The 23,920-nt window shown below is 41.2% G+C and carries 22 protein-coding genes; 11 read left to right on the top strand and 11 right to left on the bottom strand.

Translation table 11 applies throughout. The features are described 5' to 3' along the window. Positions 1-62: 62 nt before the first annotated feature. Together AACZ88_RS05205 and AACZ88_RS05200 are read right to left on the bottom strand one after the other, a co-directional pair. Complete coding sequence (locus AACZ88_RS05205) at positions 63-2,894, bottom strand: TonB-dependent receptor (protein WP_339707196.1); 2,832 nt, start codon at positions 2,892-2,894, stop codon at positions 63-65. An 88-nt stretch (positions 2,895-2,982) separates the two neighbouring features. Further along, the gene (locus tag AACZ88_RS05200; protein WP_339707193.1) at positions 2,983-4,422 is read right to left on the bottom strand and encodes a hypothetical protein; all 1,440 of its coding nucleotides are present in this window, start codon (positions 4,420-4,422) and stop codon (positions 2,983-2,985) included. A gap of 219 nt (positions 4,423-4,641) precedes the next feature. Here AACZ88_RS05200 and AACZ88_RS05195 point away from each other — a divergent pair, with 219 nt between their 5' ends. Both AACZ88_RS05195 and AACZ88_RS05190 read left to right on the top strand, forming a co-directional pair. Then, on the top strand, positions 4,642-5,328 hold the full coding sequence (locus tag AACZ88_RS05195; RefSeq protein ID WP_339707190.1) for a response regulator transcription factor: 687 nt from the start codon (positions 4,642-4,644) through the stop codon (positions 5,326-5,328). Then, complete coding sequence (locus tag AACZ88_RS05190) at positions 5,328-6,383, top strand: ATP-binding protein (RefSeq protein WP_339707188.1); 1,056 nt, start codon at positions 5,328-5,330, stop codon at positions 6,381-6,383. The genes AACZ88_RS05195 and AACZ88_RS05190 overlap by 1 nt, the downstream gene beginning before the upstream one ends. Here the strand turns inward: AACZ88_RS05190 and AACZ88_RS05185 are convergent. Beyond that, positions 6,308-7,420 (bottom strand): glycosyltransferase, encoded by a 1,113-nt coding sequence (locus AACZ88_RS05185; RefSeq protein WP_339707185.1) that lies wholly within the window; start codon positions 7,418-7,420, stop codon positions 6,308-6,310. The two genes, AACZ88_RS05190 and AACZ88_RS05185, sit on opposite strands and share 76 nt — an antisense overlap. 72 nt (positions 7,421-7,492) lie before the next feature. On the opposite strand from AACZ88_RS05185, the gene trmB reads away from it, so the two are divergent. The 7 genes from trmB to AACZ88_RS05150 all read left to right on the top strand — a co-directional run bounded on the left by trmB (position 7,493) and on the right by AACZ88_RS05150 (position 12,267). After that, positions 7,493-8,158 (top strand): tRNA (guanosine(46)-N7)-methyltransferase TrmB, encoded by a 666-nt coding sequence (gene trmB, locus AACZ88_RS05180; protein WP_339707182.1) that lies wholly within the window; start codon positions 7,493-7,495, stop codon positions 8,156-8,158. 3 nt (positions 8,159-8,161) lie between these two features. Beyond that, entirely contained in the window at positions 8,162-8,791 is a 630-nt protein-coding gene (locus AACZ88_RS05175; RefSeq protein ID WP_339707179.1) for a LysE family transporter, read from the top strand. Continuing rightward, positions 8,791-9,123, top strand: coding sequence for an MGMT family protein (locus tag AACZ88_RS05170; protein ID WP_339707176.1), 333 nt, complete (start codon positions 8,791-8,793; stop codon positions 9,121-9,123). The genes AACZ88_RS05175 and AACZ88_RS05170 overlap by 1 nt, the downstream gene beginning before the upstream one ends. 200 nt (positions 9,124-9,323) lie before the next feature. Next, positions 9,324-10,466, top strand: coding sequence for an Mrp/NBP35 family ATP-binding protein (locus AACZ88_RS05165; RefSeq protein WP_339707173.1), 1,143 nt, complete (start codon positions 9,324-9,326; stop codon positions 10,464-10,466). A 2-nt stretch (positions 10,467-10,468) separates the two neighbouring features. Beyond that, positions 10,469-10,708, top strand: coding sequence for a NifU family protein (locus AACZ88_RS05160; protein WP_339707170.1), 240 nt, complete (start codon positions 10,469-10,471; stop codon positions 10,706-10,708). A gap of 72 nt (positions 10,709-10,780) precedes the next feature. Further along, positions 10,781-11,839: an NAD(P)/FAD-dependent oxidoreductase gene (locus tag AACZ88_RS05155; protein WP_339707167.1), complete on the top strand. Its 1,059-nt coding sequence runs from the start codon at positions 10,781-10,783 to the stop codon at positions 11,837-11,839. A 98-nt stretch (positions 11,840-11,937) separates the two neighbouring features. After that, positions 11,938-12,267: a ferredoxin gene (locus AACZ88_RS05150; RefSeq protein WP_339707164.1), complete on the top strand. Its 330-nt coding sequence runs from the start codon at positions 11,938-11,940 to the stop codon at positions 12,265-12,267. A gap of 80 nt (positions 12,268-12,347) precedes the next feature. Here the strand turns inward: AACZ88_RS05150 and AACZ88_RS05145 are convergent, their stop codons facing one another. Next, complete coding sequence (locus AACZ88_RS05145; RefSeq protein ID WP_339707161.1) at positions 12,348-14,084, bottom strand: ABC transporter ATP-binding protein; 1,737 nt, start codon at positions 14,082-14,084, stop codon at positions 12,348-12,350. A 164-nt stretch (positions 14,085-14,248) separates the two neighbouring features. Between AACZ88_RS05145 and AACZ88_RS05140 the strand changes: the two genes are divergently transcribed. Then, positions 14,249-15,928, top strand: coding sequence for an AAA family ATPase (locus tag AACZ88_RS05140; RefSeq protein ID WP_339707158.1), 1,680 nt, complete (start codon positions 14,249-14,251; stop codon positions 15,926-15,928). Positions 15,929-15,954: 26 nt separating this feature from the next. On the opposite strand, the gene AACZ88_RS05135 is transcribed toward AACZ88_RS05140, so the two are convergent. The 5 genes from AACZ88_RS05135 to AACZ88_RS05115 all read right to left on the bottom strand — a co-directional run bounded on the left by AACZ88_RS05135 (position 15,955) and on the right by AACZ88_RS05115 (position 20,752). Continuing rightward, complete coding sequence (locus tag AACZ88_RS05135) at positions 15,955-16,608, bottom strand: hypothetical protein (protein WP_339707155.1); 654 nt, start codon at positions 16,606-16,608, stop codon at positions 15,955-15,957. Between the two features lie 162 nt (positions 16,609-16,770). After that, positions 16,771-17,835 (bottom strand): membrane dipeptidase, encoded by a 1,065-nt coding sequence (locus AACZ88_RS05130; protein ID WP_339708208.1) that lies wholly within the window; start codon positions 17,833-17,835, stop codon positions 16,771-16,773. 2 nt (positions 17,836-17,837) lie between these two features. Further along, positions 17,838-18,950 (bottom strand): D-TA family PLP-dependent enzyme, encoded by a 1,113-nt coding sequence (locus AACZ88_RS05125; RefSeq protein WP_339707152.1) that lies wholly within the window; start codon positions 18,948-18,950, stop codon positions 17,838-17,840. Positions 18,951-18,957: 7 nt separating this feature from the next. Further along, positions 18,958-19,425, bottom strand: a complete 468-nt coding sequence (locus AACZ88_RS05120; RefSeq protein WP_339707149.1) for a RidA family protein — start codon at positions 19,423-19,425, stop codon at positions 18,958-18,960. Between the two features lie 10 nt (positions 19,426-19,435). Next, positions 19,436-20,752, bottom strand: a complete 1,317-nt coding sequence (locus tag AACZ88_RS05115; protein WP_339707146.1) for a gluconate:H+ symporter — start codon at positions 20,750-20,752, stop codon at positions 19,436-19,438. Positions 20,753-21,071: 319 nt separating this feature from the next. Between AACZ88_RS05115 and AACZ88_RS05110 the strand changes: the two genes are divergently transcribed. Beyond that, positions 21,072-21,812: a slipin family protein gene (locus tag AACZ88_RS05110; RefSeq protein WP_339707143.1), complete on the top strand. Its 741-nt coding sequence runs from the start codon at positions 21,072-21,074 to the stop codon at positions 21,810-21,812. 59 nt (positions 21,813-21,871) lie between these two features. Here the strand turns inward: AACZ88_RS05110 and AACZ88_RS05105 are convergent, their stop codons facing one another. Continuing rightward, on the bottom strand, positions 21,872-23,272 hold the full coding sequence (locus tag AACZ88_RS05105) for a BNR-4 repeat-containing protein (RefSeq protein ID WP_339707140.1): 1,401 nt from the start codon (positions 23,270-23,272) through the stop codon (positions 21,872-21,874). 63 nt (positions 23,273-23,335) lie between these two features. Next, complete coding sequence (locus AACZ88_RS05100; protein ID WP_339707137.1) at positions 23,336-23,917, bottom strand: GNAT family N-acetyltransferase; 582 nt, start codon at positions 23,915-23,917, stop codon at positions 23,336-23,338. Positions 23,918-23,920: the final 3 nt, after the last annotated feature.

The following is a 23,920-nucleotide window of genomic DNA, read 5'->3' as shown; positions in this document are numbered from 1 at the left end:
ATCGTTAAAATGCAAAAAGCCCCTTTTAAGTAAGGGGCTTTTATAAAATTACCAGATTTTCTTTAGAATTTAATGCTATAACCTATTGAAAATGCCCGCCCCGGACTTCTTTTGGAAAAAGTCTTATTGGTAGCGCCAAAAGATTCATATTCACTTTCTACATCGTCATTCATAAGATTGGCGATTTTGAAATTGATACTTTGGTTGTTATTCTCTCCAAAAGTCTTGGTCAAATTGAAATTCAAATTATGGTAGGGCATGGTGTAAACATCTGGTACAAAACCATTACCTACTACTTGCAGGGTTTTGCCCTGTACATTGTAGAATAGGCCCATTTGCATGCCGTTCGCTTCGCCTTCATAATTGATTCCGGTATTGATCAAAAAGGGAGATTGACCCTGCAATTCCCTGTCATTGCCCAATGTCTGACCATCCCGTAGGCCGAGTTCCCTTAGGTTTCTTTCTTGATCGCTATAAATTTGAGTAGACTTTATAATCGAGGTGTTTACGTTGAAACTCAAATTACTCAAAACCGGAGCGATAAAACCAAGGTTTTTTCGCACTTCGAACTCGAGACCGATAACATCGGCATCTCCCAAGTTTTGAGGTTGAAAGTTATCGGTGGAAGATTCGAAATAAGTAAGTTCTATAGGATCTTTGAACTTTTTGTAAAAGCTGCTTAAGGCAATCATTTCAGCACTTTCGCCAAACCATTCGATTCTGAAATCAAAATTATTGATATAAGTGGGCTGTAAATTTATGTTACCTATGAACGTATTACTGGAAAGTGGATCAAAAATCTTGGCGATAGAAGCTTCTTTAAATGAAGGCCTAGCCGTTGTTCTGGCATAGGAACCACGCAGATTTACCTGTTCTGTCAATTCATAGATAAGGTTGGCCGTTGGGAAGAAATCGAATTCATCTATGATAGTTTCATTATCAAAAATCACCTTTTCCGGGTCATTGATATCCTTATTGTCTTCTCCGGTATAGGTAGATTCGAATTTTTCCATTCGTAACCCAAGAATCGTTCTTAGCTTGGTGCCGACCTTGAATTCATTGGAAACATAACCTGCGATGTTTTGTTGGGCCGCTTCATAAGTGTTGGCAGGTTCGGAAATTGAAATGTCGGGGTCGATATGAGACCCTGAATTGTTGCTGACCGTCCATAGGTTCTCCTCCAAAAGAATATTGTTGGCATCCCCTTCATAATTTACAGTTGGGAAGTTCGAGGATTGAATCTCAAAATTCAATATACTAAAATCACGTGTTTTATAAGATCCGTAAGCGCCAAATTTTAATTTGGCATCTTTTTGACCGAGTTCGTATTTTTTGGTAAAATCGAGTTTAGCGACGCCGTTGATCTCCTCGAGATCTCGCCAAATTCTTTTTGGCTGGTTGTTTTGGGCAATTGCATAAACCCCGTCTTCCACTTGAAACGAAGTTGTTCTGACATCTTTATCCTCAATTTTAGAAAGGGTAGGGGAAAGGGCCCATTCCGATAACCAAGAGGCATCTTCGCTCGTATGTGTGCCCGTTAACAGCGCATTGGTAATCGAACGTTGTGTATATTCGATATTGTCTTTGGCAAAATTTACGAAATCGGAAAAATTGAGGGTTTGATTGAAAACACCTGCAGTAGATTCACCGTTTTGTAAATGTAGAAGGTTCAGTTTGTACTTTGAACGAGCAGTCTTGAACGATGTGCCCAATAGTCCGCTTACGAGTACATTGTTCTCACCGATGTCGCCTCGTTGGGTTCTATCGGTCTCCAATTCAAATACAGATTTGTCAGAGTTTCTTCTATAAAAATTGTTTTCTGCACCTTCATAATACGTTGTACTGTTTTTGTAGGATACCGAAGCAAGAAAACCTAGTCGGTTTTCCCCTTCTCCTACATTGAATTGGTTGCCAAGGGTAAAGCCTAGGCTATAGTCCATGCCATTATTGCTGCGCATCGACCCAAGTACGGGATTGAATTGTTTTGTGATCGTCGTAAGCCTAGGGTCGTAATCGTAGGTGTTGGGTATGTCTTGATTCTCATTGATGGGAACGTCTCTTGTGCCATCGTCAAAGCCTAAGAAATCAGAACCCCCACCGTCATAATCGAGGTAGTCTCCATTAAAATGCATGTCGGGATTGTACGTGCCACTCAATGAAAGGCTGTATTCTTTTTTTGTGGGATAGTCTTTTGTTACAATATTGACCATGCCTCCTGTGAAATCGGCAGGAAGATCTGCAGAAGATGATTTCAGTACCAGTACATTGTCGATAATATTGGTCGGAAAAATATCCAATTGAATAGTGTTTCTATCAGGATCCAAACCGGGAATATCTACCCCGTTAAGTATAGATTTGGTATATCGGTCACCGAGTCCGCGTACATAAACGTACTTTCCGCCCTGAACTGACACTCCAGGTACGGTTTTAATGGCACTGGCCACATTGCCTGAACCTGATTTTTTAAATGTCTCTGCAGAGATGCCATCTAATACGTTGACTGCTTTTTTCTGAATGCCTAGAACCGCCGTTTCTGTATTTTTCTTTACACTTACCGAAACGACTACTTCATCCAGTCCTTCGGCCAATGTTTCCATGCTCACGTCTACCGTAGTTACTTCTCCTGGTTTTATGATCACATCGGTGATTTCAACGGTTTTGTAACCTAGGAAAGAGTAGGTTATGGTATAGGTGCCTTCATCTAATGGAATGGTGTATATCCCATCAAAATCTGATGTGGTTCCCGTGGTGGTGCCCTTGATAAGAATATTGGCAAAAGCGACAGGGTCTTGGAAATCGACATCGATCAATTTGCCCGTTACTTCTCCTTTTTGGGCGAAGATAGATTGAACCAGAAGTAAGGTGACAACGATTATTTTATAATTGATTTTCATTTAAATAAGTAGTTAGATCGCAACAAAGCAATTGCCCGCCATGTTTGATGGCGAGCAATTGTAATAGTTTTAGTTATGTTTACTTGTATTAGAATCCTAATCCAGCTTTAGCGTTTGCATATGTCCAAGAGAACTGAGAAGTGTCAGCACCAACAGTAGCGGCGCCTTCTGTTACTTGGGTGGTCCATGCAGCGGCTTGTTCTGTAAATGCTGGAGTTATGATAGGTGTTTCATCGACATCATTGCTATCATCATCGTCATCACAATTTGACAAGCAACCTACTTTTTCAGAAAAAATACTATGGTCGAAACCTACAACTTCCCAAGCGGCGAATGTCAAAAGACCATCAATATAGTTCTGGGCTACCTGGTTGTTGTCCAATTCTACATCCTTGCCATCTTGAAAACCGATGGCATAAATATTCTCGGTAGTTCCCATCGCATTACTTCTATAATCGGCATATTCCCCGTTGGGAGCTACCGAACTTCCGAATATGGATACGTTTCTCAAGATAAAGGCACCTGTGGCCGAACCTTCCGGGCCGTCGATTTCAAAAGCATGGTCAGACTCATTACCGGCAACACATACGGCATTGTCGATAGTGCCCGAATAAGCCATGTCAACGTCTATGGCATCGTCTCCCTGTGCCCAAACCATGATGTTGGTGGCATTTACCGTTCCGCCAAAGAACTCGACACCATCATCGACATTGCCTACGACCTCTATGTTGTCTATAGTCGTGCCAGTACCAACGGAGCCAAGGGTAAGACCGTTAATTTCATTCCCTTCACCTATTAACGCTCCCCCATGACGGATAGAAATATATTTCAAAATACCTGAATCGTCAGCGTCGTTGAGCGCATCTCCAGGCCCGAATAATCCGAAGGTGTCATCTGCAGGAATGCCCTCGATTTGAACTTCGGTAACATCGCCTTTAAAAGAACCTGAAGCTCTTCCTAAAACAATAAGACCGCCCCAAAGTCCTCTTTGGTTTTCATCTAAATTGGTGCCGGCAGTCTGGCCAACACTGATATTGTCATCTTCCGAAGTAAAAATGATCGGTTTGTCTGCCGTGCCTTCTGCGTTGATCTTAGAATCTCTCTGTACAATCAAAGCTGACGCCAAAGATCCAGACCCTTTCTGGCCTTTAATGATAGTGCCAGGTTCGATGGTCAATGTTTTTCCTACGCCTACAACAACTTTTCCGGCGATGATGTAAATGTTCTTGGCCTCCCATGTGGTGTCTTCGCTGATTTCGCCAGATACTGTAATAATCTGTGCACATGAACCTCCAAAATCGATATCGGTTTCATCACCGTTTTGAATTCCGTCATTACAGGTTGCAGATACGTCACCGCCACAAGGCTGACAATTTGGACCTCCACAATCGATACCGGTTTCACCTTGGTTTTGAATACCATCGTTACAAGTGGCCAACGGTTCGATTATCGCAACCTTGTCGTCGTCACCACAAGAAGTCAGGGTTAGGGCGACGATGGTCAGTGTAGATAAAATTAATTTTTTCATTTTCCGTTTGTTTTATTATTTTAGTTTAGTGTGGGGGGAAATCCCTTATTTTGAAACACTGCAAATAAACCGTGACACTGTAAAAGTCACATTACGCATATATTAAATGTGTATTGCAATAAGGTTATCTAAACGTTACTACATTAAATGAACGTTAAGCCGCTTTGATATAATAGTATTATCTTTACATTTGGCGGATTAACCAATTTGAATGCGCTCATGAAAAAGAAGGATATTAAGATACTATTAGTTGATGACGAGCCCGATATCTTAGAGATTGTCAGTTATAATCTTTCTTCGGAAGGATACGAAGTATTTACTGCAAAGAATGGAATTGAAGGTGTTGCGAAAGCAAAGAAGAAAAAGCCGCATCTGATTATCCTAGATGTTATGATGCCTGAAATGGATGGCATCGAAACCTGTGAGACCATACGCAACACGACAGGTCTCGAGAATACCATCATTGTTTTTCTGACGGCAAGGGGGGAAGATTATTCGCAAGTTGCAGGCTTCGATGCGGGTGCTGACGACTATATTACCAAACCGATAAAGCCCAAGGTTTTGGTAAGCAAGGTAAAAGCATTGTTGAGAAGATTGAAAGATGAAACCCCGCAAGCCGAAGATATTGTGAAAGTGGGTAACATTGTTATTGATCGGGAAGAGTATAAGATTATAAACGATGGTACTGAAATCGTACTCCCAAGAAAAGAATTCGAACTCTTGGCGCTACTTACTTCGAGGCCTAGTAAAGTTTTTAAAAGGGAGGTGATTTTAGACAAGGTTTGGGGCAACGAAGTTGTAGTCGGAGGTCGAACAATTGATGTGCACATAAGAAAATTGCGTGAAAAAATCGGGGATGACCACTTTAAGACCGTAAAGGGCGTTGGTTATAAGTTCGTCCTATAATGCCTATCCGTTTAAAAAAGTCATACCGATTTGCTTTTCGTTCTGCACTTTTGATAACCATATTTTTTGTGCCGGTATTGAGCTTGTTGTTGTGGCTTTTTGATATGGTCAATTGGTATTTGCTTGCCACTACGAGTATTGTTGTATTTTTCTTGTCTTTTCTTGCTATTCAAATTCGAATTGAAAAATTCATCTATAGGCGAATAAAGAAAATTTACGATGATGTTTCGCTACTCGAATCGTCTTCTTTGACTTCCGACACTATAAATACCGATATGCGAACTTTGACTGCGGAAATAGAAAAGTTCGCCCATGACAAGAAAATAGAAATTGACACACTTCGAATTCGCGAAGAATATCGAAAAGATTTTTTGGGAAATGTTTCCCATGAGCTAAAAACTCCTCTTTTTACGGTTCAGGGATATATTTTAACTCTTCTAGATGGGGCGATGGAAGATAAAAATATTAGAAAAAAGTATCTGCAACGCGCCAATAAAGGAGTAGAAAGACTTATTTATATTGTTAAGGATTTAGATTTAATTACCAAATTAGAAGTTGGTGACCTTCATTTAGAACTTGAGAACTTTGATATTGTCGAGCTTATTCAAAGTGCTTTTGATCAACTGGAAATGAAAGCCGCGAAAAAAAAGGTTGTCTTGACCTTTGATATGGACTATGAGGAACCAATCTATGTAAAGGCCGACAAAGAAAAGATACATCAAGTGCTCATCAATTTATTGGTCAACTCGATCAAATATGGGCATAGGGACGGTACTACGGAAGTCAGTGTTGAAAATTTAATCAAAAACAAGGTCATTATAAGGGTAACCGATAATGGGGAGGGAATCGCAAAAAACCATATTCCACGACTCTTTGAGCGCTTTTATAGGGTCGATAAAAGTGGCAGTAGAAATGAAGGAGGCTCCGGATTGGGGCTGTCAATAGTAAAGCATATTATTGAGGGGCATGACGAAAAAATCTATGTTGAGAGTGTTGAGGGGGTCGGTTCTGAATTTTCATTTACATTGGAGAAAACTAAAAATAATGCCTCGTAGTCTATTTTTGGGCTACCGTTTCTCAAGCCGCTAAAATAATCTACTCGGCTTAAATCTTTAATTCTAAAGTTGTCTTGTTTACTATAGGGCACTAAACCGTTTTTCTCCAATCTTTTTGCCAAATATTTTTGTTCATATTGACCCGGAGTAGGAATAAAATAGGTCTTTTTTTCTAACTTTGTTAAATCCAATAACGTAGTGTAGCCCGGTTGCGATAGAACTATTTTACTTTCATTGAGCACCTTTTGCAGCTCTTTCGACTTCATGAAATTATAGTAGTTGATTATGGCCTTCTCCGTAATGAGGGTTTTTGATTTTTGAATAGGCTCTGGCACGCCTCTTACGAACATCACCCGCCCTGAAAAGAGTTTTAGTTCTTGCAAAATTTTTGTTTCCAAGTGACTGCGTTGTGGTTCCGATCCTGAGAGTAAAACCATAAGGTCATAGGTTGTAACGGTTGTTACCTTCTCTAAACGGCTTAATATCCCGATATACTTTATCGGGAGGTTTACGCTCTTTGAATGCCCTAGTTTACCTGATAAATTAGGTTTTTCATTTGTGTCGGGAATCCAGCATTCCGTAAATTTTTTAATAATGGTCCTATATATTTTTGAAGTGAACCAATTGGTGTTTCCCGCGAGTACATTCAGCTGATGTGTCATAAGTACGCAGGGTATGTTTTTATCGTAGACACCAAGGCGGGTGTCTGAAATGATACCGTCTAGTTGTAGCGCTTTTGACAACTTTTTGGTAGCCCTTTTTTCTTTTGTGATTGCTTTAAGTATTCTTGGGGAATCCCATACTATTTTCTGTTTATGATTTCGTTCTTTTTCGTGAAGATGTATATTATATGAAGGCAGTTCAAACCATGCAAGTTTAGGGAATTCTTTTCGTAAAAACGCCAAGGCGCAACCATCGGAAGCTAAGATCGGAGTGTGGCCCTGCGCTATCAAGGCATTTATAATAGGAGTGCATCGCGCTGCATGACCTATTCCCAAATTCAAGGGCGCAACAAGAATTAGTTTAGATTTATTCATATAACATAAAGAAACAATACTCGTTGGGTTTGGAGATTTCCTTAGCTTTGCCAAATCATTAAATTTAGTTTTTTGGGAAGCAAGAATAAGTTAAAACGATTTAGGGAAAACGAAACATTTCGCAACGTTATTCAACCCCAGAGGGATGAAATACTGAATGGATACCCCTTAAAAGGCGATTGGAAAAGTCATTTTGGCAATGATAATCCAATAGTACTTGAACTTGGTTGCGGTAAAGGTGAATATACGGTGGGTCTTGCTCAAAGGAGCAAAGACAAGAACTTTATCGGAATCGATATCAAAGGAGCTCGATTATGGCGTGGGGCCAAGACGGCTTTGGAAGAGAATCTGCCGAATGTTGCCTTTCTTCGAACCCAAATAGAATTGATCGATGATTTGTTCGCACCGGGAGAAATAGCTGAAATCTGGATAACTTTTCCAGACCCCCAAATCAAGTACAAGCGAACCAAACATCGTATGACCAACCGTTTCTTTCTGGAAAAGTATAAACAGATATTGAAGTCGAAAGGGGTAGTTCACCTTAAAACCGATAGTGAGTTTATGCATGGTTATACCTTGGGCCTCATACAAGGCTTAGGGCTTGAAATATTATATGCAAATCACGATGTATACAAAAATGCTGGGAGTCCCGATGCTGTGTTAGAGATCCAGACCTTTTACGAAAGTCAATACCTTGAAAAAGGAAAACCAATTACCTATATTCAATTTAGGATTTAAAGAATGCAACATCTGCTCATACTTTTTTTTGCCACATTCTCTGCGGCATTTATGGCCACTGTGCCCCCAGGGTTGTTAAACATGAATGCTGCCAAAACGAGCGTCGAAAAAGGTAAGTTGAACGGTATCATTTTTAGTCTTGGTGTTTCGAGTATGGTATTGATTCAGGCTTATGTTGGCGTGATAATCTCTAAATTTTTATACAAAAACCCAGATGTTGTAGAAGTATTGTTGAAGATTGCCGTGGTTATTTTCGCTTTGTTGGCCATTTACTTTTTTAGAGCTGCTAGACTTAATGCGGTAAAAGTTGCAAAAAAAGTGAACGTAAGTAAAAGAAATAGCTTTTTTAAAGGATTTTTACTGGCAGGGGTAAATTTATTGACCATTCCATATTACAGTGGGCTCAATGCCATGTGGAACGCCTCGGGTTGGATTAAATTTCAAATTACCGATATACTTACTTTTGTGTTGGCAGCCGGGTTTGGTACCTTTTCGGTGCTGTATATGTACACTGTCTATTTTAATAAATTGGAGAACAAGACCAATCGCTTTTCAAAGAACTCGAACTATATTCTAAGTGCGTTGATGGTCGTACTATTAGTTATCACCATTTATAGAATTAGCAATCAATAATGAAACCAGAGAACCAGAACTTCTTTCAAAAAGTATATGAGGTCGCCGAACAAATTCCCTATGGAAGGGTAACCTCCTATGGGGCTATTGCTAAATATTTGGGAGCCGCACGAAGCGCGAGAATGGTAGGTTGGGCCATGAACGGGGCGGGAGCCATAGCCAATGTGCCCGCACATCGTGTTGTCAATAAAGTAGGGTTATTGACCGGAAAACACCATTTTGACGGCACAAATCTGATGCAACAGCTTTTAAAAAGTGAAGGGATCGAGGTTGTCGATAATCAGATTGTTGATTTTGAAAAGCACTTTTGGGATCCCGGGAAGGAGTTGTAACGTTCATTAGTACTGCTTTACTTTTGATTGAAAGCAGATAAATTATTATTTGAATGTTTAAATTTAGGGGCTTATTTTCGTTATTACACTTTCTTGCCCTACCATGTTATATTTCAATACCTTCACTTTCTAATCTCCGCCCTAAGCCTTATCTTTGTTGTTTAGAATCATTTTATATAAAATGACAAAGTAGGAGTTTAATGAAGATTGATAAAAAAGAAGTTTTAAAGGCCTTGGAAAATATCACCGTACCCGGGGAAGGGAAGAATATGGTCGATAGTGGTGCGGTAAAAAATATCCAGATTTTTGGTGATGAGGTCGAAGTCGATATTACGATTGGTAACCCAAGTTTACAAGCGCGAAAGAAAACCGAAGTAGAGATTTTAAAGATTATTCACGAAAAGGTATATGAAAAGGCTAAAATAAAAGTGAATATCAAGGTTGAGGCGGCCGCTGCCAAACCCAAAGTTAACGAAATTAAGGGCAAGCCCATACCCGGCATACAGAATATTATTGCTGTAGCCTCAGGTAAGGGAGGTGTGGGCAAATCTACTGTAACGGCAAATTTGGCGGTTACTTTGGCTAAAATGGGGTTTAAAGTGGGATTATTAGATGCCGATATTTATGGGCCATCAATGCCCATAATGTTCGATGTTGCCAACGAAAAACCTTTGGCAATCACTATCGATGGCAAGTCTAAAATGAAGCCAGTAGAAAATTATGGGGTCAAATTATTGTCCATCGGATTTTTTACGCAACCTAGCCAAGCTGTTATTTGGCGGGGCCCCATGGCTTCTAAGGCGCTAAATCAAATGATTTTTGATGCCCATTGGGGGGAGTTGGATTTTATGTTGTTGGATTTGCCTCCGGGTACGGGTGATATTCACTTGAGCATCATGCAAGCAATGCCTGTTACTGGTGCCGTTGTGGTAAGTACCCCGCAAGAGGTGGCGTTGGCAGATGCTAAAAAAGGTGTTGCCATGTTTCAACAAGACTCTATAAATGTCCCAGTTTTAGGGATTGTTGAGAATATGGCGTATTTTACACCCGAAGAACTTCCTAATAACAAATATTATATCTTTGGAAAGGAAGGGGCCAAATATTTGGCGGAAGATTTGAATGTGCCCTTTTTGGGAGAGATTCCCCTAGTGCAAAGTATTCGCGAAGCAGGTGATGTCGGAAGGCCCGCAGCATTACAGACGGCGAGCCCAATTGAAAAGGCCTTTGAAGAACTTACCAAAAACGTAGTTCAAGAATTGGTGGACAGAAATAAGAGTTTGCCGCCAACGGAGGCGATTAAGATAACAACCATGGCAGGATGTTCCGCCGTGAAAAGGAAATAGTTATGACACCGGAAGAACTTAAAACAAACGTTGAAAGAGCGTTGGAAGAGATTCGTCCTTTTTTGCAAAGCGATGGAGGTGATATCTCATTAGTTTCCATCGACAACGAAAACTCGGTCAAGGTAAGGTTGCAGGGCGCATGTGTAGGTTGTACCGTAAATCAAATGACATTAAAAAGTGGGGTAGAGATGACGATTAAAAAGTACGCCCCACAAATTGAGGAAGTAGTTAACGTTGGGTAAATTAATATGACTGTCTTACCTAAGGAAGATGGTAAGTTCATACTATTGTGGCACCAAATATTTTAATTCTACATGATTGAAACAGACATACTGATAATTGGAGCTGGACCTACGGGTCTTTTTGCTGTTTTTGAAGCTGGTCTATTACAGCTAAAATGCCACTTGATCGATGCGCTTCCACAGGCGGGCGGTCAATGCTCCGAGATTTATCCTAAAAAACCCATCTACGATATTCCAGGTTTCCCCGAAGTACTTGCTGGCGACCTTATTGATAATCTGATGGAACAGATAAAACCTTTTGAGCCTTCTTTTACGTTGGGCGAAAGAGCACAGACTATTGATACACTAGAAGATGGTACGTTTGTTGTAACCACAAACAAAGGCACCCAGCATCATGCACCAGTGGTTGCCATTGCTGGCGGACTCGGAAGTTTTGAGCCGAGAAAACCACCGCTAAACAATTTAAAGAAATATGAAGACAATGGTCTTGCATATATCATAAAGGACCCCGAAGTATATCGAAATAAAAAAGTAGTCATTGCTGGAGGTGGTGATTCTGCTTTGGACTGGAGTATCTTTTTGACCGATGTTGCCTCAGAAGTGACTTTGGTGCATCGTCGAAGCGAGTTTCGAGGAGCATTGGATTCTGTTGAAAAAGTACAACAGCTAAAAAATCAAGGAAAAATAAATTTGATTACCCCAGCTGAAGTAACTGCCCTTCATGGGGTGGAAAAATTAGATGGTATAACAATAAGCAAAACGACCAACAGCGAAGAAGATATACTACTCAAGGCAGATAGCTTTATTCCTTTGTTCGGATTATCACCAAAACTTGGCCCCATTGCAGATTGGGGACTAGACATAGAACGAAATGCCATAAAGGTCAACACCTTCGATTACCAGACCAATGTTCCTGGCATCTACGCCATAGGCGATGTGAATACTTATGCCGGAAAGCTAAAACTAATTTTGTGCGGTTTTCATGAGGCTACCCTGATGTGCCAAAGCGCGTATCAGCGTATTCATCCAGATAAAAAATACGTGATGAAATACACTACCGTTGGTGGTGTTACTGGTTTTGACGGTAGTAAAAAGGAAGCGCCGAAGGCAGTCGTTAAAGCGATTGATTAACTTCTGAAATTTTTAATTATTTTTTAAGTATAATCCTTAATTCAGTCAAAGGAATTGTGACGGGAACTTAAATTCCAAGTCCGACAAATAGCTAGTAAATGACCGATATCAAAATAAAAATTACCGACCGCGAAGGAGTAACCCATGAAGTAGATGCACCGACAGATATGAATATGAACCTTATGGAGGTAGTTCGTTCGTATGAATTGGCCCCAGAAGGAACCATTGGGGTATGTGGTGGCATGGCCATGTGTGCTTCCTGCCAATGCTATGTAAAATCTGATCATGAACTTCCTGAAATGTCAGATGATGAAGACGCTATGTTGGCCGAAGCTTTCAATGTGGAAGACAACAGCCGGTTGGGTTGTCAAATTCATATGACCGAAGATTTAGACGGCCTCGAAGTGGAGTTGGCACCTGAAAGCTAAACATGGTCATAGCGATCGAAGGGAAGCCATCCATTGCATTAACTTGTAGCAAAACTCCGCACCAAGAGGCGTAATCCAAATTAAATTCGTGCCTGGTAGGTGAATAAATTGTAGTAACGGCCTTCTTTAGAAATGAGCTCGTCATGGGTGCCCTGTTCGGCAATTCTCCCATTTTCAATAACTAAAATTTGATTCGCTTTGCGAATGGTGCTGAGGCGATGCGCGATTACAAAGGTCGTACGGCCCTTTGTGAGTTCGGCCAAACTTTTTTGAATCAAAGCCTCACTTTCAGTATCAAGATTGGAAGTGGCTTCATCCAAAATCAAAATTTTCGGATTTGCCAATACCGCCCTAGCTATGGCGATGCGTTGCCGTTGTCCACCAGATAATTTTACGCCACGTTCCCCAATAAGAGTCTCCAAACCTTTTTCAAACCGATCCGTAAATTCATCGACATAAGCTGCTTTGACGGCTTTTTGAACCTCCGTTTCGGTGGCATTGGGTCGAGGAAACATGATATTTTCGCGAATAGTTCCTTCAAATAAGAATTCATCCTGTAAAACAACACCCAAATTTTTGCGATAACTGTTCAGATTTACTTTCGATAAGTCTTTACCGTCGATGGTTATCTTCCCTGATTGTGGATTCAGAAAGGTTGCGGCCAAACCGGCAATGGTCGATTTGCCCGAACCAGAGCTTCCTACCAGGGCAACAACATTGCCCGAGTCGATACTGAAGTTTATATTGTGAAGCACCTCTTTATCCTCCTCATAGGCAAATGAGACATCATCAAATACAATATTCCCTTTAAGATTGCCGAGAGTCTCAGTTCGGTTTTCTTCATCCGATTCGGGCACCATATTCATTAATTCCTCGGTGCGGTCTAACCCGGCCAAAGCCTCGGTCAGCTGGCTTCCGATATTGCTCATTTGCACAATCGGGGCAATCATCAATCCAAGAAGAAATGTGAATGTTAAAAACTCACCGATGGTTAATTCATCCATCATGATTTTGTAACCACCGATTCCCATAATACCGGTTGTGGCAATTCCAAGAAGAAAGGTAGAAGAACTGGTCATAAAGGCTGTGGCGGTCAAACTCTTTTTTACGTTTTGAAAGAGTCTTTCTACTCCTTTTTCAAAAATTTCATTCTCCTGGGCTTCCGCATTAAAACCCTTTATAACACGTACACCGCCTAAGGTTTCGGTAAGGCGCCCGGTGACCTCGGCATTTATTTTCCCTCTGTTTCTGAATATAGGGCGTATAATCTTAAATGCCTTTAATGCTATTAGCGCAAAAATTGCCATTGGAACAAGGGTGAAAAGTGTCATTGTCCAACTGATTCGTAAAAGCAGAACAAGCGATACCACCGCAGTTATGGTGCCACCTACCAATTGTACCAAGCCGGTGCCGATCAGGTTTCTAACGCCTTCGACATCGGTCATAATACGCGATACCAATGCTCCCGATTTGGCATTATCAAAAAATCGTATGGGGAGCGATAATACTTTCTTCTGTACTTGGGCCCTTAATTCTGAAATTAAGAACTGGGCCTGAACGCTCAATATTTTAGTCAATAAAAATGATGTTACCGCCTGTACGAAAATGGCCAACGCTACGGCCCCGACTAGTAATTTCAGAAAATCAATATCCTTGTTTGGAATAATATCATCCATGAGATATTTAAGTGATAGGGGTGCAACAAAACTTGCCGCTTTGCTGATTACGATTAGAAGTAAACCGATGAAAACCAGATTGCGCCTAGGCCAAATAATGGTTTTAAAGGCGGTGAGTATACTAACTTTTTTTTCAGCCATTCTATTGATAAATATTCAGAATTAAAGGCTGCAAGGTACCCCAAAATTATAAGCAATGGACTTAACGGAAATATGCGGGCCAAATTTTAATGTAAAATTAGCATTTTGAGACCAAGACAATTAATTTAGTTGGTTCGGAAAAGTATTTTCCTTATACTACACAGATGCAGCAAGAAAAGGCTTTGGCACTTTTAAAATCGGGTAAAAATGTATTTCTTACGGGATCGGCCGGTACGGGAAAGACCTATGTGCTCAATCAATACATTACGTATTTGAAGTCCCGAAAAGTTCCAGTGGCCATTACCGCCTCTACGGGCATTGCCGCGACACATATGAACGGGATGACCATACATTCTTGGGCAGGTTTTGGAATTAAGGACCGTTTGACCCGTGCCAATTTGGGCGCTATGCGGGCAAAGAAATACCTCAAGAAGCACCTTGAAGAAGCCAAGATTTTGATTATCGATGAAATATCGATGCTACATAAGAATCAGTTGGACATGGTGGATGAAGTGCTCCGATTTTTTAAAGAAGACGATAGGGCCTTCGGAGGAATTCAAATCGTACTTTGCGGCGATTTTTTTCAATTACCCCCAATTGGTCGACAGGGAGAAAGAAGCAGGGATAAATTTGCGTTTATGTCGGAAGCCTGGATCAAAGCGCAATTGAATGTCTGCTATTTGACCGAACAATACCGTCAAGAAGGGGATAATATTTTAAATGGAATTTTAAACGAGATTCGTACGGCCCAAATATCCCATAAAAGTATTCAAGGGTTAAAAGAGGCCGAATCGAATAGTTTAAAGGCCGACGAAAGACCGACGAAATTATTTACGCACAATGCCGATGTCGATCATATCAATCTTATCGAACTTGAAAAGCTGGAGGGGAGGTCGAGAAAATTCAAAGCTGGTACAAAAGGAAATCAAAAACTGGTTGAGACGCTTAAAAAATCCGTTTTGGCTCACGAAGAACTTGAGCTCAAAATCGATGCGAAGGTCATGTTCGTCAAAAACAATCCCGAGCAAGATTATGTAAACGGTACTTTAGGGAAAATTGTAAACTTCACCACAGAAGGTTTTCCTATGGTAAAAACGGTTCAAGGTAAAACGATTACTGTAAAACAGGAGATTTGGGGGGTACATGATGATCACGGTAAAGTATTGGCGAGCTTGAGTCAGATTCCCCTGCGTTTGGCTTGGGCAATAACCGTGCATAAATGCCAAGGAATGACCCTGGATGCCGCTTCGATAGATCTTTCAAAAACTTTTGAACGTGGTCAAGGCTATGTGGCACTATCGCGGCTGAAGAATATTAAAAACTTACAGTTGACCGGTTTCAACGAGATGGCTCTTCAGGTTGATGGTTTAGCGCATAAGGCGGACCTCCGTTTTCAAGAATTGTCCGATGTGGTCGATACGCAAAATGAATTCAATATTCTTGAAGTCGAAGCCATGGCTTTCGTTAAAGCATGTGGCGGACTTACCAATAGCGATGAAATCAAAAAACAATCAAATAAACTAAAGGAAAAGAAAGCAAAAAAACAGTCGACCTATCAAATAACCTTGGGGTATCTGAAGCAAAAACTACCTTTGGAAGAGATTGCCATACAACGGGGACTTTCTTCCGGAACGATTGCCGGCCATTTGATCAAGCTTCGCAAAGAATTTCCGAAAGAAGACCTTGAATATTATCGACCCGACGACAAACTACTAAAAAAAGTAACAAACGCCAGAAAAAAACTAAAAGGCGATACTTCAAGTCTAAAACCTTTACATGCCGCTTTAAAGGGAATGGTCGATTATGACGACATCAAACTGGCTTTGGCGTTTCTTGAAAAATAAGTTTACTTAGGTTGAATTTAATGAGGTTAATCTTTGGTAATTATCAATGTTGCCTTTGAGCCCCTGGAAAGTAACCATTTGTTAGAATAAATCAACTGCCCCTGATCGTCATATACATCGACCTGAGCTGTGTTAGGACTTGAAGACCCCTCATTGAGTGCCTCAAATTCGAGTCGGTTGAAACCTTTCTCCAAATCAAGATTTATCCCTTTAAAGGTGCCGGTCAGTAAAATGTTGTGGTCGACTACTTTTCCGTTGGCATAAATTCTCACTCGGTCGCCATCAACGAATTCATGGTCACGACAAACAATACCAACAAATTTGCCATTGCTCTTTACATCACCTAGGTACATGTCGGAGAAGAATTGTTTTGAACCCTCTTTTGGTTGTCTAGGACCGACTTTGGGGTCTATTTTCATATCGTGTCCGGCTTGCACCAACTCCCGTTCAGGAAGCATTTGTACCGGTTTTTTGCCTGATAGATCTAAATTGACTTCGGGCTTGTCATTTACTACTGATGGTATTTTCAATGCCGTGCCCTGATTGGCAGTTCCTTGGTTGTCAATTTTGTTGGCCGCCTCGATTTTTAATGATTTTGAGGTAGGTATATCCGTTTGGGCATGTGCCAAGGCCGAAACCAATAACAAGGAAACGAATGTAGAAAAATACCTTCCGGACATTTTAATGCGATTATGATAGTTCCAAAGATAACAAATACCCTGCCACAGGTACTTAAGGGGCTGTTAAAATCTATATGGGAGCCAACCAATATCCCCTCCGTTAGGTAATCCCTTTTTTACTACCCTTTAGTAGCTAACGTTTTTTTGGTCTCTAACGTATATCTAACCCCATGTTCGCCTTAAAAATCGAATAAAATTCATGTGCATGATATCTAATATATCATTCTGTGTGTATCCTTTTTTCTTTAACAACAATGGTACCTTCTGTAAATCGGCAATAGTGTCAACATCGGCCGGACCTTGTTCTTTTCCGAATCCACCGTCCAAATCGGTTCCGATGCCAACATGGTTGGTATTACCCGATAGTTGACAAATATGATCAATATTGTCAACCATTTGTTGCAATGAGACGTTCATGCCTTGTGGGGTAGACTCACCACGAATCCATTTGGGCACCATCATCCATGCATCAAGGGCCATCCCGATAACGGCATTTCTGGAAATTAGTTCGTTGAGCTGTTCATCTGAGAATTGGCGGTTGTGGTCAACTAATGCGCGACAATTGTTATGACTTGCCCAAACGGGTCCCTCATAAACTTTCATGGTTTCCCAAAAACTTTGGTCACATAAGTGGGTTGCATCAAGAATTAAACCTAGACGCTCTATTTCTTTTAGCAGCTCTTTGCCTTTGTGCCCGATACCTCCGACAGCATCAGTGCCATGTGCATAGGTTCCGGGCCCATAATGCGCAGGACCGATGGCACGTAGCCCCTGCTCATATGATTTTTGTAAATAATCAATGGATATTATCGAATCGGCACCCTCTAAACTCAAAATGTAGCCTATAGGTTTTTTGGCGCCCGAAGTCTCCCAAAGTTCTAAATGTTGGTTGAGTTCTTCGGTATTGGTGATTTGTACCATTTCGCCAATTTCCTCCATAGCATGGTACCAAGCCAACTGGCCTTGGGTCTGGGCCCATGCCTGATGTGGCGAATGCCAACCGGGAAGGGAATTCTCCTTTTTTACATAACGGGCAATCTGGGTGGCCACGCAGAGACCGATATTCCCTTGGCGCATGGCATTGAGGGAAACCGTATTATTGCCCCTATCAGGTTTATCGATCATTCCTTTTTCGCTTTCTCGGATATCGGATACCGACCAGGTAAGGTCTCTGTTCCATTCCAAAGCATTCATGGCTAGATCTAAGTGGGCATCAAGTATAAACATGTTTAAATCGTTATTTTTTGATTGCGGGCTTCTACTTGCCATGTGTCTACCAACTTACCTGAAGATACTACAAGAACGTTTTCATATTTGGCAACCGTAGGGCAAATATGCATCGGTATGGCATAATGTACATCACCTACATTGTGGTAGCCTGGCTGGTTATGTTCGACCACTAAATGTTCTTCACTTTGCCCAATTTGCTTAGAATCTTCCATATCGAGAAGTTCTACCCTAGGAAAAGCCATTTCTGGGGCAATTGATTTATGGCCGAGGTCGAGGCATAGCGTGGTCTCTTTTGGCAAACTGATAACTCTTGTAAGTAGTACAGCGGCCGGAAGAAATGGCAAGTCAGGAAATAGATTTCCGTATCCGGCATCCCAAAGCAAGGTTGTACCCGGACTCGTCTCTACATTTTCTCTTTTTGCATGTATAGAAAATGTAGGGGATCCACCAGCAACAATTTTCGGTGCTATAATACCTCTGTCTAGTAGTTCTTGTCTTAGTTTGGAGACCGCTTCAAAAGCTTGGTCACATGTTTTTGTTCTTTCATCGAGATTCGAAGTGCGTATGTGGCCATCATATACATGCAAGCCCTCTGCCTTCAAATAAGGGTGGGCGTTTGTCGCTTCATACAAGCTGACTGCTTCTGGGCCGGGTCGTATACCTGTGCGGTCCATGCCGTTATTGATGTCTAACCATAATCGCACCTTCTGATCTTTGGCGGCAGCTATTTCCCCGAGCGTATTCATTACTTTCAAATTATCGACTAAAGTGGAAAAATAGGTTGAGGGGTATTTTTCCATCAATTTGAAAAACCGGTCCATGTTGGCTCCTACGGGTTGCATGGCCAGAAGAACATTCACGGCCCCGCATTGCGCCAATAACTCGGCTTCGGCAATAGTAGCACATTTGAATTTATCAATACCCTGCTGCAATTGCATTTTGACCACTTCTCCCATTTTATGGGTTTTGATATGGGGCCTAAGATTTTGTGCGCCGCCTGCTATAGTGATCATGGTCTGGATATTTTTTAAAATCCGATCAGGGAATACCAGTAGCGTGGGGGATATCACGGCCCGTGTCTCTTCAATTTTGTGCCAGTTTTGATTGTCCATGAGACGCTTATTGATGGAGTTCGAACATGGCTTCCACCTCCACGACAATATTGTCGGGAAGCATCATACCTACGGCACTTCGTACTCCGACTCCTTGGTCATCTCCAAAGACTTGGGCCATCAATTCGCTAAAGCCATTGATTACTAAGGGTTGTTTTGCAAAATCAGGTGTACAATTGACCATGCCCAAAGTCTTTACTAGGCGTTTTATACGATCTAAATCACCAAAATGTGTAGTTATGGTAGCGAGCATAGTAAGCCCCACTTGTCGGGCTACCAATTTTGCTTCCGCTATGTTTAGATTGTCGCCTGCTCTTCCTGTCATTAACGTTCCGTCAGATTGAATGGGTCCTTGGCCGGAAACATACAGAAAGTTATCTACTACTAGAACGGGTTTGTATAGCCCTGCTGGTGCTGGTGCGGGAGGTAATTTTAGCCCTAGCGCTTTAATTTTTTCTGAAGGTAACATACTCATAAGAATAGAATTAAATAAACGTATTTAGAATTAAGACTCCGATAAGACCCATTACACCTACGGTGGTTTCCATGACCGTCCATGTACGCAGGGTATCTTTTATAGATAAATTAAAATATTCTTTGTACAACCAAAATCCGCCGTCATTGACATGTGATAGCATTAGGCTGCCCGATCCAATGGCCAAGACCATGAGCTCGGCGCTAACACCCGAATCCCCGATGAGGGGAAGCGCAATACCTGCTGCGGTCAAACCTGCTACCGTTGCCGATCCTACACATATTCTTATGACGGTAGCAATAAGCCAGGCAAGTACTAGTGGGGAAATGGTGGAACCCTTGAGCATTTCACCTATATATTCGCTAACACCACTGTCGATGAGCACTTCTTTTAAGCCCCCGGCACCAGCAATGATGAGTAGTACCATAGTAATACCGGCAACCGAGCTGGTCACGGATTCCATAACTTCTTTCATTTTTCTTCCACGGGCAAGGCCTAATGTATAGATTGCCACCAAAACGGATATTAGCATCGCTATAACCGGATTTCCCAAAGCATCAGTTGTCTTTCGAATAATATGTTCCTCAGGCAGTAGTAAGCTTATGATAGAGGCCAGACCGATTAAAACTACGGGAAGCAAAGCTGTGAAAATACTAGTTGTGGTACTAGGCATTTCTTCATCCGTTAAGATTCTCGGGTTCATAAATTCTTTTAAGGGCGTGGCTTTTATATTTTTTAAGGTACGTGCAAATAGGGGTCCAGCTACAATAATCGCGGGTATGGCGATGATAATACCATACAATAATGTTTTGCCAATATCTGCATTGAACATTACGGCAATGCCCGTTGGAGCGGGGTGGGGAGGTAAATAACCATGGGTGACCGAGAGTGATGCCAACATTGGTAGGCCTACATAAAGTAACGGGAGCCCCGTACTGGCGGCTACCGTAAATACCAAAGGAACCAATATGACGAACCCTACCGTATAAAACATAGGAATGCCCACGATAAAACCAGTAAGCACCACGGCCCACTGAATATTCTTCTTTCCGAATTTAGTAACTAATTGTGTGGTAATACGTTGTGCGGCACCGCTGTCGGCCACCAGTTTCCCCAACATGGCGCCGAGACCTAAGATCAATATTAGATAACCCAAAGTGTTACCAATGCCATTTTGAATAGCATCCACTACATCTTCCAAGTGCATGCCTTCGGCAAGTCCTACTAAAAGCGAAACAATTACAAAAGCGATAAAGGCATTCAATTTAAATCGGGCAATAAGGAGAAATAGAAGAAGTATTCCGGCAATAACAATGACTAATGGCATAGGGTTGGTTTAGAATGGTGCACTTTTTTACTAAGAACTGGTTCGAACTTTTTCAAATTGATCAAAAAATAAACGAGTCCTAAGATAGTGAAATAGCATTACAAGAAAAACTACGTAGAATGTCGTGCGGTTAGGTTGCGACGAACACTTATTTGTTGTAACTTTAGTAGGAGCCCATACTCGATGTATTCGGAATTCTTCCCCCTCTTTCTTAACATCGAAGTTTATATAGAAAGCGATAGAAAAATGAAATTCATTCATTGTTCAGTTTTTCAAAAATCGTTTTTTCAAGAGAATATCGAACTTTTATTTTGAAGGTATGAATCCACTACTATTTGTCGGACTGTTGTTCGTATTGTTTTTGCTTGCCGGAATACGGATAATTTTTGAATATAAACGTGCCTTAAAATTCAGGTTTGGAAAATATATCAAAACACTTCAACCTGGTTTTCGATGGATTATTCCCATTATTGAAACCATACAAGTGGTCGATATTCGGGTGATAACTTTTAATATCGTTTCTCAAGAAGTAATGACTGAGGACAATGTGCCTTGTAGCATAGACGGTGTGGTTTTCTTTAAAATTGACAATCCCGAAAAGGCAGTATTGGAAGTGGAGGAATATAAATTCGCAATCACGCAACTTTCCCAAGCCGCGTTAAGAGATGTATGCGGGAAGGTAGAATTGGACACCATTTTGTCAAAGCGCGAAGAAATGGGTAAGAACATTAAGGCTATTGTTGAGCAGGAAACCGGTGAATGGGGCATTGTTATTATCGATGTTAAAATCAAGGACATACAATTGCCGGAGAATATGCGTAGAATGATGGCCAATCAGGCTGAGGCGGAACGATCACGTAGGGCTCGAATTATTTTGGCATTGGCTGAAGAACAAGCAGCAGGAAAGTTATTGGAAGCAGGAAAGCTTATTGATCAGTCACCTTCTGCGATAAAATTAAGGCTTTATCAGACGCTTTCGAATATTGCTGCGGAGAAGAATTCGACCATTCTTTTTCCATTTCCGGAAGAAGTGCTGCCGAGAAATTCCAAAAAAGAATAGCAAAAGGTACAACCTGTTTCTATCTAGACTGTTGATGCAGCCCTCCTCTTCTGATAGGATTATTTTATTTTAAGCGGTTTCTCGAAATCACTTTTCATATTATAGGGAAGCTGGTAAACGTTCCCCTCAAAATCGCCAAAGAAAAGTTCCGAGCTACTTATCTTTTCTGGGTTTCCATTGGCCCAGAAAAAGTTAAAAGGAGCTTTGTTATGGAGTGGTCTGCGTACATAAGAATTGTTCAAAGCGCTGTTGGTTGTGATCTGTTGCTTCTTCTTCCATGTTTTTCCGGCGTTCTTCGAGGTCCAGACCACTATTTCTCCCCCGACACCATATTTCTGCGGACCTTCTGCGGTAGGCCCTACAACTTTCCAAAGGCCATCTTCTACGTAAAGACTTCCCATATCGTAATTATGGTCTGAGGCACAAATTATTGAGGTCAGCCATTTCTTTCCGTTCCAGGAAGTCACACGCCATTCATAAGGCATATTTTTCGGCCCAGGTTCATGTCCGCCGCTAGTGATGTAAAGACAGATGGGATTACCCTGTTTATCGAATGCCATGTCTTTCATATATACATTCTTTTTTTGCTTATGATAATCGATAACTCGGGTTGGGTCAGCTACTTCATTTATTGGAATTTGTACGGTCTTATGGTCTACTGTACCCCATGAAACTCCGTTATCAGAGGTCTCAACATAGTAAAGATCGGTTCGCGTATCTGGGTGACCATTGATATGCCGGTTAAAAAAAGTTCCGAATGTTTTGCCGTTCCCATATTGATTGCTGACTTGATAATGCCCGCTCTTTCTATCTTTTCCTGATGGAATACCTGCTAGTTTTTGGGTAGGCTGCCAAGTCTCTCCATGCTTACTGGTTTCAAAATATAATTCACGAACACCGCTGTATTTGGTAAAGAAATGAAAAAACCCTTTGTCGGTGTGCCAAATTTGAGGATAAGTAAATTCTGACGAACCAACAATCTCAAATTGTTCAATCGAAAAAGGTACTGTGCTTTTTAGTTTTACACCGAGACGTCTTGTGTTTCGCCCGCTAACGAATATCCATATGTAACCATCATTATCTATTGAGATTGTAGGATTGTCATGCGGATCGTCGACATCTTGTTTGTCATAGGCAATAAGAGGTTTGGAAACCATTCCCGTGGTGTGGTCAAAAGAACCGACCATACAGAGCAGATGACGTTCATCTGTTTTGGTTGTGCCACCATAAACGAAAAAAGTTTTGTTGACTGATGGGGCGTAAATGGCCAAAGGTATGTGTTTGGCGGTATAGGTGCCCAATCCTCCTGAGTATTTGTCGCCATAATCATATTTTTGGTTGAGTTCAAACCAAATACCACGATATCCGTCTACTTTTTGGTTACGCAAGTCCACATCGGTTTGGGCTTGTGAAAAGTGAAATAAAGATAGAACTAAGCAGAACGCAAATTGTTTTTTCATATTTGATCGGTGTATTTCAATGGTGGTAGGCCAATTACAAACTTTGATTATTATTGATGCGCTTTAATTTAATCGTAAGAAGTAAATTGGGAAACCTAACGATTCCTCCTTCTTGATAATTCTAAAACCAAGTTTTTGATACAATCGTGCATTGTCTGGTGAAGCGGCATCTATAAGAACTGGAAGTCGATTATTTTTATGGTGTGCCATAACCTCGAGCATCAGTCTTGCCGCCGTTCCACTGCCCTTATTGTTTTCTTTGACCCCTGCTATCATTGGTCGAATATGGGGTTCTTTGGGGTAGTTGCGTTTGGCCACAAATTGTCTTTTGACTACTTTGAAAACGCGCTCGATACCGATACATTGAAAGGCCAGTTTGATATCCCACCAAATGGTTTTTAAGGTCGTTTTTTCTTTATGCGGATAGCTAATCAAAAGGCAGGCTTGGTTGTTATTCGATAGAAAGACTTCCCCAAAAAGTAAAGCTCTTTCAAATAAATATGCCATTAAAACGCGCATTCTTTTAATCCTATTTTTATCTTGTTTTACTACCAAATTGATAGAGTTGTCTTCGTGCAGTGGGGCAAATGCAGAAACTAAAATATCAACAACCTTACTCTTGTCAGCGTTACTTGCTCTAATCAAATC

The organism is uncultured Kriegella sp., from assembly GCF_963975415.1.
Classification (GTDB): domain Bacteria; phylum Bacteroidota; class Bacteroidia; order Flavobacteriales; family Flavobacteriaceae; genus Kriegella.
The sequence above is the reverse complement of the archived record's forward strand: the minus strand, read 5'-3'. Positions and strand labels throughout refer to the sequence as shown.

What these genes read in the sequence shown, in the direction of transcription:
- AACZ88_RS05165 (WP_339707173.1), top strand. Translation starts at nt 9,324, where the DNA reads ATGAAGATTGATAAAAAAGAAGTTTTAAAGGCCTTGGAAAATATCACC.
- AACZ88_RS05155 (WP_339707167.1), top strand. Translation starts at nt 10,781, where the DNA reads ATGATTGAAACAGACATACTGATAATTGGAGCTGGACCTACGGGTCTT.
- AACZ88_RS05120 (WP_339707149.1), bottom strand. Translation starts at nt 19,425, where the DNA reads ATGAGTATGTTACCTTCAGAAAAAATTAAAGCGCTAGGGCTAAAATTA.
- AACZ88_RS05130 (WP_339708208.1), bottom strand. Translation starts at nt 17,835, where the DNA reads ATGTTTATACTTGATGCCCACTTAGATCTAGCCATGAATGCTTTGGAA.
- AACZ88_RS05105 (WP_339707140.1), bottom strand. Translation starts at nt 23,272, where the DNA reads ATGAAAAAACAATTTGCGTTCTGCTTAGTTCTATCTTTATTTCACTTT.
- AACZ88_RS05185 (WP_339707185.1), bottom strand. Translation starts at nt 7,420, where the DNA reads ATGAATAAATCTAAACTAATTCTTGTTGCGCCCTTGAATTTGGGAATA.
- AACZ88_RS05170 (WP_339707176.1), top strand. Translation starts at nt 8,791, where the DNA reads ATGAAACCAGAGAACCAGAACTTCTTTCAAAAAGTATATGAGGTCGCC.
- AACZ88_RS05150 (WP_339707164.1), top strand. Translation starts at nt 11,938, where the DNA reads ATGACCGATATCAAAATAAAAATTACCGACCGCGAAGGAGTAACCCAT.
- AACZ88_RS05175 (WP_339707179.1), top strand. Translation starts at nt 8,162, where the DNA reads ATGCAACATCTGCTCATACTTTTTTTTGCCACATTCTCTGCGGCATTT.
- AACZ88_RS05200 (WP_339707193.1), bottom strand. Translation starts at nt 4,422, where the DNA reads ATGAAAAAATTAATTTTATCTACACTGACCATCGTCGCCCTAACCCTG.
- AACZ88_RS05110 (WP_339707143.1), top strand. Translation starts at nt 21,072, where the DNA reads ATGAATCCACTACTATTTGTCGGACTGTTGTTCGTATTGTTTTTGCTT.
- AACZ88_RS05205 (WP_339707196.1), bottom strand. Translation starts at nt 2,894, where the DNA reads ATGAAAATCAATTATAAAATAATCGTTGTCACCTTACTTCTGGTTCAA.
- AACZ88_RS05160 (WP_339707170.1), top strand. Translation starts at nt 10,469, where the DNA reads ATGACACCGGAAGAACTTAAAACAAACGTTGAAAGAGCGTTGGAAGAG.
- AACZ88_RS05115 (WP_339707146.1), bottom strand. Translation starts at nt 20,752, where the DNA reads ATGCCATTAGTCATTGTTATTGCCGGAATACTTCTTCTATTTCTCCTT.
- AACZ88_RS05140 (WP_339707158.1), top strand. Translation starts at nt 14,249, where the DNA reads ATGCAGCAAGAAAAGGCTTTGGCACTTTTAAAATCGGGTAAAAATGTA.
- AACZ88_RS05190 (WP_339707188.1), top strand. Translation starts at nt 5,328, where the DNA reads ATGCCTATCCGTTTAAAAAAGTCATACCGATTTGCTTTTCGTTCTGCA.
- AACZ88_RS05125 (WP_339707152.1), bottom strand. Translation starts at nt 18,950, where the DNA reads ATGGACAATCAAAACTGGCACAAAATTGAAGAGACACGGGCCGTGATA.
- AACZ88_RS05135 (WP_339707155.1), bottom strand. Translation starts at nt 16,608, where the DNA reads ATGTCCGGAAGGTATTTTTCTACATTCGTTTCCTTGTTATTGGTTTCG.
- AACZ88_RS05145 (WP_339707161.1), bottom strand. Translation starts at nt 14,084, where the DNA reads ATGGCTGAAAAAAAAGTTAGTATACTCACCGCCTTTAAAACCATTATT.
- AACZ88_RS05195 (WP_339707190.1), top strand. Translation starts at nt 4,642, where the DNA reads ATGAAAAAGAAGGATATTAAGATACTATTAGTTGATGACGAGCCCGAT.